This window comes from Micromonospora sp. NBC_00330 (assembly GCF_036136635.1).
GTDB classification, from domain to species: Bacteria; Actinomycetota; Actinomycetes; order Mycobacteriales; family Micromonosporaceae; genus Micromonospora; species Micromonospora salmantinae.
Genome location: NZ_CP108012.1, coordinates 550,382 through 564,248 on the forward strand (window position 1 = coordinate 550,382; position 13,867 = coordinate 564,248).

Below are 13,867 nucleotides of genomic sequence, written 5' to 3' on the forward strand. Positions count from 1 at the left end.
ACGGGCGGGTGCTCTAGGCTCCGGGTTAGGTAAGCCTAACCTCTGAAGGAGGTCGCGCCCATGCGGCCCAACTCCGCCGAGATCGTCCGTACCCTCGTCGCCGGCCGCCTGCCCGGCCTGGTGCACCTGGCCCACCGGCCGGGCCCGCACCACGCCCGGCACGTCACCGACTCGGACGGGCGGGTGCTGCTGCTGGTGCCGGTGGCCAGCCACCTGGCCGCCGCCCTGCAACCGGCCGCCGGGGGCAGCGACGTCGCTGTGGTGCTCGACGTGCTCGACCTGCCGCCCGCCGCCGGCGCGCCCGGCCTGGGTCGCGCCTGGGTGTCCGGCTGGGCGGCCGAGCTGCGCGGCGACGAGGCCCGCCACGCGGCGGTCGAGTTCGCCGCTGTGGAGCCGACCGGCGACCTGCTCGACCTGGGCACCCGGTTCCGGCTGTTCCGCTTCGAGGTGGTCGAGGTCCGCTGGGAGTTGGCCGGCGTCGTGCACCGGATCGACCCGGTGGAGTACGTCGAGGCCGAGCCGGACCCGGTGCACCCGGTCGAGGCCCGACTGCTCGCCGACCTCGCCGAGTGCCACGGCGCCCAGGTGACGGAGTACCTGCGCCGGCAGCTCGGGTTGACCGAGCAGACCCCCGGCGGGCCGCCCCGGGTGGTGCGCATCGACCGCTACGGGCTGGTGGTGGCCCTCGGCCAACCTGGTGCGAGGCGTCGGGTCCGGCTCGCCTTCCCGGGCCCGGTGGCCGACCCGGCCGAGCTGCCCCAGCTGCTGCCGCCGCTGCGACTGACAGCCGACGCCCGCCCCCCGCGCTGACCGGTCGGGCGCTGTCGGGTCAGCTTGGCAGTGGGCCGGTCAGGTAACGCTGGATCGTGGGGCCGATCGCGGCCACCAGGGTTTCCGGGTCCGCCGAGGCGACCGGCTCAAGGCGCACCACGTGCCGCATCATGGCCAGGCCGATCATCTGGGTGGCCACCAGGGAGCCTCGCAGCGGTAGCTCGACCGGGTCGACGTCGAGGTTTTCCAGCACCCGGCGCAGCACCTGGGTGGTGACGAACTCCCGCAGCAGTCGAGCGGTCCACTCGTTGCTCACCGCGGAGCGCAGCAGTGCCTGTGCGGCGCTGCCGGTCGGGGAGTCCCAGACGCCGAGGAAGATGCGCACCATCCGCTCGCCGACGCCGTCCCGGTCGCCGGCGAGCACCTTCGGCACCAGTTGACCGGGGTCGACCGGAAAGTTCATCGCGGCAAGGAAGAGCTGGTCCTTGCTGCCGAAGTAGTGGTGCACGAGCGCCGGGTCGACCTGCGCCGTGCCGGCGATGCCCCGGATCGAGGCGGCGTCGTATCCACGTTCGGCGAACGCCGTCCGCGCCGCGTCGAGAATCGCTTCCCGGGTGCCCGGGTTGCCGGGTCGCCGGCCGGTCCGCCGCGTCATCGCCGCCCTTCGTTCGTCCGCCTCGACCCGTCGTGGGCCGGCCCGGCGCACGCCGGGGTCGGCTGCCGCGCTGGCCGCCGCCCCCGGCGTCGGCGGTCAGCCGCTGCGCCGGCGCAGGGTGGCCGCCGCGAGCACCAGCGCCAGCACCACAGCGCCGAACACCACAGCGACGTCGCGCCACATCCGGCCGGTCGGTTCGGCGTGGGCGCCGACCTCCTGCAACGCCTCGATGGCGTACGACAGGGGGAAGGCGTCACTGAGCGCCTGGAGCCAGCCGGCCATCTGGTCGCGAGCCACGAACAGCCCGCAGAGCAGCAGTTGGGGGACCACCACGACTGGCAGGAACTGTACTGCCTGGAACTCGGTGCGCGCGAAGGCACTGCACAGCAGCCCGAGGGCGACGCCGAGCACGGCGTCGAGCACGGCGATCCCGAGCACCAACCCGATGCTGCCGGCGGTCTCCAGATCGAAGATCCAGTACGCCACGGCGGCGGCGACGGCTGCCTGCACGGCGGCGGCCAGCCCGAACGCGATGCCGTACCCGAAGAGCAGATCGAGCTTGCCCAGCGGGGTGGTGAGCAGCCGCTCCAGCGTGCCCGAGGTGCGTTCCCGCAGCATGGCGATGCTGGTCACCAGAAACATGATCACGAAGGGGAAGATGCCGAGCATCACCAGCGCGATCCGGTCGAAGGTGGTCGGCTGGCCGGGCGGGGTCGGTTGGTCGGCGTACATGAAGTAGACAAGGGTGAGCAGGACGGCCGGCACCACCACGAGCAGCGCGATGGTCCGCCGGTCGTGCCGGAGCTGACGCAGGATGCGCCCGGTGGTGGCGGCGAGAATTCGCGCGTTCATGCTGTCTCCCGTGCGGCTGTCGCGTCGGTGCTGGTGGAGGCGGCCTCGCCGGCCCGGATGAGCCGCAGGAACGCCTCGTCGAGGTCGTCCACCCCGGCGGCGGCGCGGATCGCGGCGGGGCTGTCGTCGGCGATCAACCGCCCCTGGCGAATCAGCAGCAGTTGGTCGCAGCGCGCCGCCTCGTCCATCACGTGGCTGGACACCAGCAGTGTGGTGCCGGCGGCGGCCATCGCGTGGAACCGGGCCCACAGGTCGGCCCGCAGCACCGGGTCCTGGCCGACTGTCGGCTCGTCGAGGATGACCAGCTCCGGCTCCCCGACCAGGGCACACGCCAGCGAGGCTCGGCTGCGTTGACCGCCGGAGAGGGTGCCGACCAGTTGACCGGCGGCCTCGGCCAGCCCGACATCGCTGATCGCCCGGTCGGCCTCGGCGCGGCCACGCCCGTACAGGGCCGCGAAGTAGCGGGCGTTCTCCCGAACGGTCAGGTCGGCGTAGACGCTCGGCGCCTGGGTCAGGTAGCCCACCCGGTGCCGCAGCGCGGGGGTGCCCGCCGGTTGACCGAGCACGGTGACCGTCCCGCCGCTGACCACCTGCACCCCGACCACCGCGCGCATGAACGTGGTCTTGCCACTGCCGCTGGGGCCGAGAAGCCCGGTGACCGCGCCGCGCGGGACCCGGCAGCTGATGCCGTCCAGCACCCGCCGCCCACCCCGGTCCACGACCAGGTCTCGGACGGCTATCGCATCGTCCATCACACACCTCCACAGAAACTCATCACCTGTTGAACTCAACGCTAGATGAAATACCGCGCCGGGCGCAACGCCCGCGCCCGTGTCCGGCTGGCCGACCGTCGCGCGGAGCGCGAGAACGGGCAGTAGGCTCCGGACCGGACACGAAGTCCGCCAACGGGCATTGCGCGCCGATCGGACGTACGGCACGATGGCGCGGTGGGTCACGCTCCGTTACCGGATAGCGGTTTTCTTGAGGATTGGGCCGCGCGGTTGCGGCAGGCCGCCGAGCGGCCGGTGGTCGGCATCCTGTTGCGCGGCAGCCACGCCCGCCGCGCCGCCACCGCGCACAGCGACGTGGACCTCGACGTGTTGGTCGGCGGCGCCCCGTACGCGGCCCGTCGGGCCTACCTGGACGAGTCCGCAGGCCAGGTCACTCACGTCTCGGTGGCCGCCCGGGACATCCGGTCCTGGGTGCACCGACTGGGCGAACCGGCCGACTGGGCGTTCGGGCTGCCGGTCACCGCGCCGGCGCGGCTGCTCTGGGCCGACCCGCACTGGCGGCCCCGGATCGACCTGCCGGTGCTCTGCCAGCCCGCCGAGCCACCCCGACTGGAAGAGATGATCGCCACGCTGGGTAAGGCTGCCGCCGCCCGCGCGGCCAGCGACCGCCTCGGGGTGCGGCTCGCCGTCGCCGACCTGGCGCGGCTCTGCCCCTCGGTGCTGCGACCGGCCAACCCGTCCGTGCGGGTCCACTCCCGCCGGGCGGCCTTCGCGGCGGCCCTGGAACTACCTGTGGCACCACCCGGCTACCGGACTGACATGCTGCTCTGCCTCGGGCTGCGCCCGGGTGCCACCGGGCAGCTCTGGGCCGCCGCCGTACGGCTGGTCGCCGGCACGCTGCCGTTGATCCGGCCGTACGCCGAGGAGATCGCCGACACGGCCGGTGCGGACCTGGCCGCCGCCCTGGTCGACGGCCGGCTGGACCGCTACGTCGCCCAGTTGGCCCGGCCGGCCGGGCCCTCGTCGCAGTCCGGGCCCTTGTCGCAGTCCGGGCCCTTGTCGCAGTCCGGGCCCTCGTCGCAGCCCTGGCTCTCCGGGCCTCCGCCGCAGCCCTGGCGGGAGCGGTCGGCGGTGCCCGCGCCGCGTGCGGGAGAATTGGTGACTGTGCCCGTACCTGACGCGCCGGTGACCGGCGTCCCCAGCGATCCGAACGAGCTGGCCGCGCCCGCGCCGGCGCGCCCGTCCCGGCTCGACCCGGCCATCGCGGCCCAACTGCGCCGCACCGCCGACGGTCTGGTCGCCGCCGTGGTGCGTGCGCACGACTCCGGTGAGGTGCTGATGGTCGCCTGGATGGACGACGAGGCGTTGCACCGCACCCTCACCACCGGCCGGGCCACCTACTGGTCGCGCAGCCGCCGCGAATACTGGGTCAAGGGCGCCACCTCCGGGCACCACCAGTACGTGCGGTCGGTCGCCCTGGACTGCGACGGGGACGCGCTGCTGGTCAGCGTGGACCAGGTCGGCGCGGCCTGCCACACCGGGCACCGGACCTGCTTCTTCACCGAGCTGCCCGTCACCGGGGCGGAGGCGCCGTGAGCACGCGGAGTGCAGCGCGGCGAAACATCGCAGTCGCTACCGAAAGGCGGGTCGGCTGATGACCGACGGCACCCTCAGCCCCGACCTGGCCACCTTCACCGCGCTGGCCGCCGACTGGCGGGTGGTGCCGGTCACCCGGCGGCTGCTGGCCGACGCGGAGACCCCGGTCGGGGTCTACCGGAAGCTGGCCGGTGGACCGGGCACGTTCCTGTTGGAATCGGCCGAGCAGGGCGTCGGTTCGGCCGGCATGGCCTGGTCGCGGTACTCGTTCATCGGGGTACGCAGCAGCGCGACCCTGATCGAGCGCGACGGCGTGGCGACCTGGCTCGGCCAGCCGCCGGCCGGGCTGAGCACCGAGGGTGACCCGGTGCGGATGCTGCGGGAGACGGTGGCGGCGCTGGCCGGCCCGGTCGGGGACCCGTCCGACGGTCTGCCGCCGTTGACCGGGGGCATGGTCGGCTACCTCGGCTACGACCTGATCCGGCGCTTCGAGCGCTTGCCCGAGCTGACCGAGGACGACCTGGGTGTCCCGGAGCTGGGCATGATGCTCGCCACCGACCTGGTGGTGCTCGACCACTACGACGGCTCCGCGATCCTGGTCGCCAACGCGGTGCTGCCGCCGTTGGACGCCCCGGACCGCGCCCCGCAGGTCGCCGCCGCCTACCACCACGCGGTGGGCCGGTTGGACGCGATGACCACGGCGCTGTCCCGGCCCATCCCGCCGATGATCTCCACGGTCGAGCGTCCGCCGCCCGGCGAGGTGCTCTGCCGTACGCCCGACGGCGGCTACCCGAAGGCGGTGGAGGCGGCCAAGGAGGCGATCAGGGCCGGTGAGTGCTTCCAGATCGTGCTCTCCCAGCGCTTCGAACGGACGACCCACGCCGACCCGCTGGACGTCTACCGGGTGCTGCGCACCAGCAACCCCAGCCCGTACATGTACCTGCTGCGCTTCGACGGGTTCGACATCGTCGGCTCGTCCCCGGAGGCGCACCTGAAGGTCACCGGGGCCGCGGACGGGCGGCGCCGGGCGTTGCTGCACCCGATCGCCGGCACCCGGCCGCGGGGCGCCACCCCCGCCGCCGACGCCGCGCTCGCCGCCGAGCTGCTCGCCGACCCCAAGGAACGAGCCGAGCACGTGATGCTGGTCGACCTCGGCCGCAACGATCTGGGTCGGGTCTGTCAGCCCGGCAGCGTGGAGGTGCCCGAGTTCGCCACCATCGAGCGGTACAGCCACGTCATGCACATCGTTTCCACAGTCACCGGCACGCTGCGTGACGACCAGAGCGCCTTCGACGCGCTGGCCGCGACCTTCCCGGCCGGCACGCTCTCCGGGGCACCCAAGGTGCGCGCCATGGAGATCATCGAGGAGTTGGAGCCGGTCCGTCGTGGCCTCTACGGCGGCACCGTCGGCTACTTCGGCTTCGGCGGCGACCTGGACATGGCGATCGCCATCCGGACCGCGCTCATCCGCGACGGCCGCGCCTACGTCCAGGCCGGGGCGGGGGTGGTCGCCGACTCGGACCCGGCCGCCGAGGACCAGGAGACGCGGAACAAGGCCGCGGCCGTGCTGGCCGCGATCGCTGCCGCCGAAACCCTCCGGCCGGCACGGTGAGCGCGAGGAGTGCAGCGAAGCGGAGCCCCGCAGTCGCGAACGAAGGGCCAGTTCGGTGAGCGCGAGGAGTGCAGCGAAGCGGAGCCCCGCAGTCGCGAACGATGGGATGAGCTCGTGAGTGGCGGGGAGCGGTCCGTCGTGGGTCGGCGCGCGCTGACGTACGCCGTGCTGCTCTGCCTGGCCGGCGCGGGCCTGGCGCTGTGGGCCGCGACGCGTAGCTGGTCGGTCGAGCTGACGGTGCGGCCGGCGCCGCTGCCGCCGGTGCGTGACACCCGCAGCGGTGCGAGCCTGCTGCCCTGGCTGCCGGCGTTGGCCCTGGTGACCTTGGCCGGGGGTGGCGCGGTGCTGGCCACCCGGGGCCGCCTGCGTCGGGTGCTCGGGGCGCTGCTCGGTGTGCTCGGTCTGGCCGTGGCGGCCGGCGGCGGGTACGGGCTGGTAGCCGACGTGGACGGCGCGGTGAGCCGGCAGTGGCCGGCGCTCTGCCTGCTCGGCGGCCTGCTGGCCGCCGGGGGCGGCTGGTGGACGGCGATGCGTGGCGGTGACTGGCCGGCGATGGGCGCCCGGTACGAACGTCCGGCGCGGACCGCGCCGCTGGCCGCGCCGGCGCAGAGTGACCCGGCCGTGCCGCCGACGCCGTTGGCGGGGCGGCGGACCACCGAGGCGTGGGACGCGCTGGACCGGGGTGAGGACCCGACGGCCGACTGACGCGATCCGGGCTGACGCGTGGCCGCGATGGCCGGTTGACGCGGTGGCCGGTTGACGCGGGGGGCTGGCGGGCGGCTCAGCCGACCGGCTGACGCTCCCACTGGGCGCGGCTACTGGCGGCGCGGGCGGCGGTCAGCTCGGCGACCAGGCGGTTCAGCTCGGCCCGTTGGTCGGCGCGGGCCCGGTCGGCGCAGACCGCCTCCCAGGCGTTGCCCCGTGCCGTCCGCATCCGTCCCTCGCCCACCACGGCCCGTTCCACGGTGTGCACCACTCCGACGGCGAGCGATGCCACAGTCCGCGAGATGGTGGTCAGTCCGATGGTCGGGTTCGGCTCGGAAATGCTCATGGTCACCTCGCACGAGGAGTTGCTGCGGTCGGGGCAGGCGCGTCATCGAGTCTGCCCGAGGACGATGCTCGCCCGTCGACGTTTCGCCGCGGTGACCGCCCGGTCAACTGTCTCGCCTCGGGCGTGACCAGGCACCGTCCGTTCGGCCTTGAGCTTGCTCACAGCATCGATTGGCATCGCTGCGGTCAGGCGGCGGGAGGAAACTGGTGGCATGATCGATGGATCGGCCCGGTCTGACTGCGGCCGCCAGGCTCCATACCGCGTGACGGTGGTCGATACCGGAGGTGGCGCTGCGTGACAACCCCTTCACGGCAAGTCGGCCATTATGCCGCAGCCCTTTTCGTGAGCAGCGCCATACCCCCGGCATTCGGCGTCGGTCGGCTGCCCCTAGCATCGGCCCATGACGCCCGGAGAGGGGAGTCCGTTCGTGACTGCTGAGCATGCGCACGCGGAGGGGGACGAGGCCGGCCAGGCAGCGTCCGTAAGCGTGCTCGACGAGATTCTGGCCGGCGTGCGTGAAGACGTCGCCCGACGCCAGGAGCAGGTTCCGCTGGAGCGGATCCGTGAACTGGCAGCGGCGGCGCCGCCGCCCATGGACGCGTACGCGGCGCTGCGCAAGCCCGGCGTGGCCGTGATCGCCGAGGTGAAGCGTTCGTCGCCGTCCAAGGGGCGGCTGGCCGAGATCGCCGATCCAGCCGACCTCGCTGTCGACTACGCGGCGGGTGGGGCGCGTGCGATCAGCGTGCTGACCGAGGGGCGCTGGTTCGGCGGTTCGCTGGACGACCTGGCGGCCGTCCGTGCGGCGGTCACCGTGCCGGTGCTGCGTAAGGACTTCGTGGTCTCCAGCTATCAGATCCACGAGGCCCGCGCGCACGGCGCCGACCTTGTTCTGCTGATCGTCGCCGCCCTCGAGCAGAACGTCCTGATGGGCCTGCTGGAGCGGATCGAGTCGCTGGGCATGACCGCCCTGGTCGAGGTTCACGACGAGGAAGAGGCCGACCGCGCGTTGGAGGCCGGCGCGCAGGTGATCGGGGTCAACGCCCGTGACCTGCGTACCCTGGAGGTCGACCGGTCGGTGTTCGAGCGGATCGCGCCGGGCCTTCCCAGCAGCGTCGTCAAGATCGCCGAATCCGGCGTTCGTGGCCCGCACGACCTGATCCGGTACGCCTCCGCGGGCGCCGACGCGGTCCTCGTGGGCGAGGGCCTGGTCACCCAGAAGAGCCCCCGCGAGGCGGTCGCCGAGTTGGTCAACGCCGGCAACCACCCGGCAACGCCCCGGCCGGTGCGCTGACGCCGCGCCGGTCTGACGTCCCACCGAGAGGATTCCCGATGAGCGCCGACGCGCTGGCCCCGGTGGCCGGCCCGCAGCCCGACTCCGCCGGCCACTTCGGCCGCTTCGGCGGTCGGTTCGTTCCCGAGGCCCTGGTGGCCGCGCTGGACGAGCTCGACGGAGCGTGGCGTACGGCGGTGGCGGACGAGTCCTTCCGGGCGGAGTTCGGCGCGTTGTTGCGCGACTACGCGGGCACGCCGTCGCTGCTCTACGAGGCCCGGCGGTTCTCCGCGAAGGTCGGCGCGCGGGTGCTGCTCAAGCGCGAGGACCTCAACCACACGGGCGCGCACAAGGTGCGCAACGTGCTCGGCCAGGCGCTGCTCACCAAGCGGATGGGCAAGACCCGGGTGATCGCGGAGACCGGCGCCGGCCAGCACGGTGTCGCCACCGCGACCGCCGCAGCCCTGTTCGACCTGGAGTGCGTGGTCTACATGGGCCAGGTCGACACCGAGCGGCAGGCGCTCAACGTGGCCCGGATGCGGATGCTCGGAGCAACCGTCGTCCCGGTCACCAACGGCTCGCGCACCCTCAAGGACGCGATGAACGAGGCGATGCGCGACTGGGTGGCCAACGTCGACGAGACGCACTACCTGATCGGCACCGCCGCAGGCCCGCACCCGTTCCCGGCGATGGTGCGCGACTTCGTCAGGGGCATCGGTGACGAGGCCCGTCAGCAGTGCCTGGACCTCACCGGTGGGTTGCCGGACGCCGTCACCGCCTGCGTCGGCGGCGGCTCCAACGCGCTGGGCATCTTCCACGCGTTCGTGGGCGACGAGGCAGTGCGGCTGTACGGCTTCGAAGCCGGTGGCGACGGGGTGGCCACCGGCCGGCATGCGGCGAGCATCACCGGCGGATCGGCCGGGGTGCTGCACGGCACCCGCACCTTCGTCCTCCAGGACGCTGACGGGCAGACCCTGGAGTCGCACTCGATCTCCGCCGGCCTGGACTATCCGGGCGTCGGGCCCGAACACGCGTGGCTGCACGACACCGGCCGGGCGAACTACCTGCCGGTCACCGACGACGAGGCGATGGCCGCGTTCGAGCTGCTCTGCCGTACCGAGGGCATCATCCCGGCGATCGAGAGCGCACATGCGCTCGCCGGCACCGTCGCGCTGGCTCCGAAGCTCGCCGCGGAGCTGGGCCGGGAGCCCACCATCGTGGTCAACCTGTCCGGGCGGGGCGACAAGGACGTGCACACCGCCGGCGACTACTTCGGCATCCTCGACAAGGAGCGGTGAGATGAGCCGGATCGGGGTGGCCTTCGACAAGGCCCGCGCCGACGGACGGGCACTGCTGGTCGGCTGCATGCCGGCCGGTTTCCCCACCGTCGAGGGCAGCATCGCCGCGATGACCGCCATGGTCGAGGCCGGCGTCGACGTGATCGAGGTGGAGATCCCCTACTCCGACCCGGTGATGGACGGGCCGGTGATCCAGCGGGCCAGTGACATCGCGCTGGCCGGGGGCGTACGCACCGCGGACACGATGCGCATCATCGAGGCGGTGGCGGCCACCGGCGCTCCCGTGGTCACCATGACCTACTGGAACCCGGTCGAGCGGTACGGGGTGGACGTCTTCGCCCGGGACCTCGCCTCCGCCGGCGGCACCGGCCTGATCACCCCGGACCTCATCCCTGACGAGGCCGACGAGTGGCTGGCCGCATCGGACGCGCACGGGTTGGACCGCACGTTCCTGGTCTCGCCGTCGTCCACCGACGCTCGGCTGGCGATGACCGTGCAGCACTGCCGTGGCTTCGTCTACGCGACCGCCGTGATGGGGGTGACCGGCGCGCGGGCGCGCACCTCCGACGCCGCCCCGACGCTGGTCTCCCGGGCTCGCGCGGTCACCGACCTGCCGATTGGTGTGGGGCTGGGTGTGGGTACCGGCGCGCAGGCCGGCACCGTCGCCGGTTACGCCGACGGGGTGATCGTGGGCAGCGCGCTGGTCCGGTGTGTGCTCGACGCGCCCACCGAGGCCGACGGGCTGGCCGCCCTGCGCACGCTCAGCGCCGAACTCGCCGAGGGCGTCCGTAACCCCACCCGCTGAGCCGGCCCTCGCTGAGCCGGCCCTCGCTGCGCCGGCCCTCGCTGAGTCCGGCCGGACCGCGCAGCGCGGGGGCATGTCTTGTCTGTTGAGCGTGATGCCTGTGGGTCATATTGATGACTCACAGGCATCACGCTCAATCGGAATGTGGCCTGGCAGGCGAGGCTGTGTCCAACCGCGCGGCGAACCTCGGGACGGTTGTGGCTCGTCAGGGGTGCAGGGACCGTGCCGACTGGCCGTCCTCGGCCGGGCGGGCCGCCGGCAGCGGCGCGGAGGCGACGGCGCCGGGCACCCAGCCGACGTCGCGGAGCACGCCGGAGCAGCCGGCGGTCGCGTCGGCGACGGCAGCTCGGGTGAGCGGGGTGACCACCTCGGGCAGCGCCTCGGGGGAGTGCCAGGACAGTCGGCAGCCCGGTGGTGGGTCGGTGGCGGGCCGGACCCCGGCCGCGCGGGCCCGGAACACGTGTACGAGGACGTCCGGCAGCGGGCCGGCGCGTCCGGCCGCGGCCTCCCTCGAAGGGCCGCTCACGTGGTAGATGCCGACCAGGTCGATGAGCTCGATGTCCCAGCCGGTCTCCGTGCGAATGTCCCGTAACGCCGCCCGCACCGGGCCCTCGGCCGGGCGCAGCCGCCCGCCGGGCAACGCGTAACGGCGGGCGCCCCGACCCTGTTGGCAGAGCAGCACCCGACCGGTGTCGTCGGTGACGACCGCGGCGACCGCCCAGGTGAGCGCGCTCATGGACAAAGAGCCTACGGCGGCGCAAACCAGAAGTCACCGGGATGCGCCCTCCAGCGGCCCGGGGTGCCGCTGCGGGGGTGTGCAGCGGTAGCGTGTGCACCCGTGACCCTCGCCTCGCTCTCCCCCCAGGCGGCCCTGCCCAGCCCCAGCACCGCGGTCTGGCAGCTCGGGCCGGTGCCGATCCGGGCCTACGCGCTCTGCATCATCGCCGGCATCGTGCTGGCCTGCTGGGTGACGGAGCGCCGGCTGCGGCAGCGCGGCGTCGCGCCCGGCGCGGTGCTCGACATCGCCGTCTGGGCGGTGCCCGCCGGCATCATCGGCGCCCGGATCTACCACGTGGTCACCTCCCCCGAGAAGTACTTCGGGGCCGGTGGCGACCCGATGAAGGCGTTCGCCATCTGGGAGGGCGGTCTCGGCATCTGGGGCGCGGTCGCCGGTGGCGCGCTCGGCGCCTGGATCGCGGCCCGACAACTCGGCATTCCGTTCGGCGTGGTGGCTGACGCGCTGGCCCCCGGGCTGCCGCTGGCCCAGGCCGTCGGCCGGATCGGCAACTGGTTCAACAACGAGCTCTTCGGTGGCCGGACGACGCTGCCGTGGGGTCTGGAGATCCACCGGATGGACCCGGACAACCCCGGGCACGCGCTGCGCGACGACGCCGGGCAGCCGATCCTCGAACCGGGTTTCTACCAGCCGACCTTCCTCTACGAGGCGCTGTGGAACCTCGGCGTCGTGGCTCTGGTCCTCGTCCTCGACCGCCGGCTGAAGCTGGGCCGGGGCCGTGCGTTCGCGCTCTACGTGATGGGTTACACCGTCGGCCGGTTCTGGATCGAGTTGATGCGCACCGACGAGGCCAACCAGATCCTCGGCGTCCGGCTCAACGTCTGGACCGCCGCCCTGGTCTTCCTCGGCGCCCTCATCTACTTCGTACGGGTGCGTGGCCCTCGGGACTACCTGATCCCGATCGGCCCGGCAGCGACGACGACCCCGCCCCCCACGTCCGACCTGTCGCAGGTCGACCTCTCCGAGCGGGAGACCCCCACGCGGGCCGCCGCGCCGGAGGGCTACCGGGTGGTGAGCGAGGAGCAGTACGCCGCCTGGCAGGACACCGGCGTCGTACCGCCGGCGAACGACGACGACTCCGGGCCGGATGACGGCCAGCCGTCCGAGGACACGGCAGCCGCCGACCTCACGCCGAGCGACGACGAGCTGGTAGACGATCCGTCCGCCGCTCGCGCCGACCGGGCCGACGCCACGGGCGCGCGTCCCGCCGACCGGGACAGCTGAGCGGCACCGATGCGAAGCGCGGTGGTGGTCGGCGCAGGGGTCGGTGGCCTCGCGGTGGCCGGCGCGCTGGCCCGTTCCGGCTGGCAGGTCACAGTGTTGGAACGCGCCGAACGGGTCCGCCCCGAGCCGACCGCGGTGGTGCTGTGGCCCAACGGCGTCCGCGCCCTCCAGGCCCTCGGCCTCGGTGCCGGCCTGGCCGCCATCGCCACCCCGTTGCCCGACGGCGGGGTCCGTCGCCCGGACGGGCACTGGCTCGTGCAGCCCCGGCCCATTCCGGCCGACCGGATGCCGGTGGTGGTGCACCGGGAGGATCTGCACGACGCGCTGATCGCCGGCCTCGGTGAGCGGGTCGAGTTGCGGACCGGGGTGACAGTGCGCCACGTCCGCGTCGAACCGGGCGAGCGACCGGGAGTCAGCGACGGGCGGCACACCATCGAGGCGGATCTGGTGGTGGCCGCCGACGGCACGGACAGCGGCATCCGCCGCCAACTCGCGCCCGAGTCCCGGGTGGTCAGCTCCGGGTGCGCGGCCTGGCGGGCGGTCATCCCCTGGTACCAGGCACCTCGGCTTCCCGACGATCAGCCGTTGGCCGGTGAGATCCTCGGCGCGGGTTACCGGTTCGTGGCCGCGTCGCTGGGCGAGCGCGGTTCCTCGGGCGGGTCCACCCGGGGTGGCATCTACTGGGTGGCCACCGCCGCCGGCGCACCCCGCCCGGAACCACCGGAGACCCAGCTCGCCCTGCTGCGCCGCTGGTACGCGGGGTGGCCCGCGCCGGTCGGCGCGCTGCTCGACGCCACCGACCCGGCCGACCTGGTCCAACAGGAGGTTCGCGAGCTGCGCCCGTTGCCCCGGGCGTACGGCTTCCCGGTCGGGCCCGGTGGGGTGGTGCTGCTCGGCGACGCGGCGCACGCCATGCCGCCGCACCTCGGGCAGGGCGCCTGCCTCGCGTTCGAGGACGCCGCCACGCTCGCGTCGCTGCTGCGGGAGGCCCGGCTGCCCGACGCCGTCCAGGCGTACGACCGGGTGCGTCGCCCCCGGGCCGCGACAGTGGTCCGGCAGACCCGACGGATGTCGGCGGTGCTCCAGACCCGGGGCCGGTTGGCGCTGCGCGCCCGGGACGCCGTGCTCGGCACGATCAACTCCCGGCTGCTCTCCAGCGCCGCCGCCTCCGCCGCCCAGTGGCGTCCACCGACCTGACCTCGGCCG

14 protein-coding genes and 1 pseudogene are annotated in these 13,867 nt (G+C 73.6%); 10 read left to right on the plus strand and 5 right to left on the minus strand.

Annotated features, from left to right (window positions below; genetic code table 11):
- Positions 1–60 precede the first annotated feature (60 nt).
- Positions 61–810, plus strand: coding sequence for a DUF2470 domain-containing protein (locus OG598_RS02590; protein WP_328652862.1), 750 nt, complete (start codon positions 61–63; stop codon positions 808–810).
- A gap of 19 nt (positions 811–829) precedes the next feature.
- Here OG598_RS02590 and OG598_RS02595 read toward each other — a convergent pair whose 3' ends face one another.
- The 3 genes from OG598_RS02595 to OG598_RS02605 all read right to left on the minus strand — a co-directional run bounded on the left by OG598_RS02595 (position 830) and on the right by OG598_RS02605 (position 3,030).
- Positions 830–1,426, minus strand: coding sequence for a TetR/AcrR family transcriptional regulator (locus OG598_RS02595; protein ID WP_238686020.1), 597 nt, complete (start codon positions 1,424–1,426; stop codon positions 830–832).
- 96 nt (positions 1,427–1,522) lie between these two features.
- Complete coding sequence (locus tag OG598_RS02600; RefSeq protein ID WP_238686021.1) at positions 1,523–2,278, minus strand: ABC transporter permease; 756 nt, start codon at positions 2,276–2,278, stop codon at positions 1,523–1,525.
- Complete coding sequence (locus OG598_RS02605; protein WP_328652863.1) at positions 2,275–3,030, minus strand: ABC transporter ATP-binding protein; 756 nt, start codon at positions 3,028–3,030, stop codon at positions 2,275–2,277. The genes OG598_RS02600 and OG598_RS02605 overlap by 4 nt, the downstream gene beginning before the upstream one ends.
- 597 nt (positions 3,031–3,627) lie before the next feature.
- Between OG598_RS02605 and OG598_RS02610 the strand changes: the two are divergent.
- The 4 genes and pseudogenes from OG598_RS02610 to OG598_RS02625 all read left to right on the plus strand — a co-directional run.
- A pseudogene (locus OG598_RS02610) lies at positions 3,628–3,912 on the plus strand (phosphoribosyl-AMP cyclohydrolase); the annotation flags it as partial.
- A 261-nt stretch (positions 3,913–4,173) separates the two neighbouring features.
- A complete protein-coding gene (hisI, locus tag OG598_RS02615; RefSeq protein ID WP_328655252.1) occupies positions 4,174–4,605 on the plus strand; it encodes a phosphoribosyl-AMP cyclohydrolase in 432 nt (143 codons plus the stop codon).
- 58 nt (positions 4,606–4,663) lie between these two features.
- A complete protein-coding gene (locus OG598_RS02620; protein WP_328652864.1) occupies positions 4,664–6,217 on the plus strand; it encodes an anthranilate synthase component I in 1,554 nt (517 codons plus the stop codon).
- 114 nt (positions 6,218–6,331) lie between these two features.
- Positions 6,332–6,922: a Trp biosynthesis-associated membrane protein gene (locus OG598_RS02625; RefSeq protein WP_328652865.1), complete on the plus strand. Its 591-nt coding sequence runs from the start codon at positions 6,332–6,334 to the stop codon at positions 6,920–6,922.
- Positions 6,923–6,998: 76 nt separating this feature from the next.
- Here the strand turns inward: OG598_RS02625 and OG598_RS02630 are convergent, their stop codons facing one another.
- A complete protein-coding gene (locus OG598_RS02630; protein WP_238667484.1) occupies positions 6,999–7,268 on the minus strand; it encodes a hypothetical protein in 270 nt (89 codons plus the stop codon).
- Between the two features lie 487 nt (positions 7,269–7,755).
- Between OG598_RS02630 and trpC the strand changes: the two genes are divergently transcribed.
- From trpC to trpA, 3 genes are read left to right on the plus strand one after another with little or no spacing between them, the layout of a single operon-like run.
- On the plus strand, positions 7,756–8,559 hold the full coding sequence (trpC, locus tag OG598_RS02635) for an indole-3-glycerol phosphate synthase TrpC (protein WP_030334428.1): 804 nt from the start codon (positions 7,756–7,758) through the stop codon (positions 8,557–8,559).
- Between the two features lie 38 nt (positions 8,560–8,597).
- On the plus strand, positions 8,598–9,836 hold the full coding sequence (gene trpB / locus OG598_RS02640; protein ID WP_210786627.1) for a tryptophan synthase subunit beta: 1,239 nt from the start codon (positions 8,598–8,600) through the stop codon (positions 9,834–9,836).
- A 1-nt stretch (position 9,837) separates the two neighbouring features.
- Positions 9,838–10,641, plus strand: a complete 804-nt coding sequence (gene trpA, locus OG598_RS02645; protein WP_091407799.1) for a tryptophan synthase subunit alpha — start codon at positions 9,838–9,840, stop codon at positions 10,639–10,641.
- A gap of 205 nt (positions 10,642–10,846) precedes the next feature.
- Here the strand turns inward: trpA and OG598_RS02650 are convergent, their stop codons facing one another.
- The gene (locus OG598_RS02650; RefSeq protein WP_328652866.1) at positions 10,847–11,377 is read right to left on the minus strand and encodes an NUDIX hydrolase; all 531 of its coding nucleotides are present in this window, start codon (positions 11,375–11,377) and stop codon (positions 10,847–10,849) included.
- A 102-nt stretch (positions 11,378–11,479) separates the two neighbouring features.
- On the opposite strand from OG598_RS02650, the gene lgt reads away from it, so the two are divergent.
- Together lgt and OG598_RS02660 are read left to right on the plus strand one after the other, a co-directional pair.
- The gene (lgt, locus tag OG598_RS02655; RefSeq protein WP_328652867.1) at positions 11,480–12,661 is read left to right on the plus strand and encodes a prolipoprotein diacylglyceryl transferase; all 1,182 of its coding nucleotides are present in this window, start codon (positions 11,480–11,482) and stop codon (positions 12,659–12,661) included.
- Positions 12,662–12,670: 9 nt separating this feature from the next.
- Positions 12,671–13,858, plus strand: a complete 1,188-nt coding sequence (locus tag OG598_RS02660) for an FAD-dependent oxidoreductase (RefSeq protein WP_328652868.1) — start codon at positions 12,671–12,673, stop codon at positions 13,856–13,858.
- Positions 13,859–13,867: the final 9 nt, after the last annotated feature.